Here is a 250-nt window from a genome sequence, read left to right as displayed (position 1 = left end):
GATGCTACCACCGCGAATAAAGCCGCTACTAACACAGCTACGCAGGCGCGCTCATGAGTTTAAACGTATCAGCTTACTCGATTAAAAACCCTTTAGTGGCTATTTTGCTGTTTGTGCTGCTGACTTTGGGCGGTCTCTACGGCTTTATGCAAATGAAGGTGCAGCAGTTTCCAGATATTGATTTGCCAGCGGTCGTGGTCACGGTGACTTTGCCGGGTGCCGCACCGTCGCAGCTCGAAAACGATATTGC

Annotated in this window: 1 protein-coding gene; it reads left to right on the top strand. The window is 50.4% G+C overall.

Annotated features, from left to right (window positions below):
* Positions 1 to 53: 53 nt before the first annotated feature.
* A partial coding sequence (locus AAEY72_RS15755) for an efflux RND transporter permease subunit (protein ID WP_352311576.1) occupies positions 54 to 250 on the top strand: 197 nt, incomplete at its 3' end.

It is taken from the genome of Psychrobacter sp. W2-37-MNA-CIBAN-0211 (genome assembly GCF_040309405.1).
GTDB lineage: Bacteria > Pseudomonadota > Gammaproteobacteria > Pseudomonadales > Moraxellaceae > Psychrobacter > Psychrobacter glaciei.
Note: the sequence above shows the minus strand (reverse complement) of the source record. Positions and strands in the feature narration are given on the sequence as shown.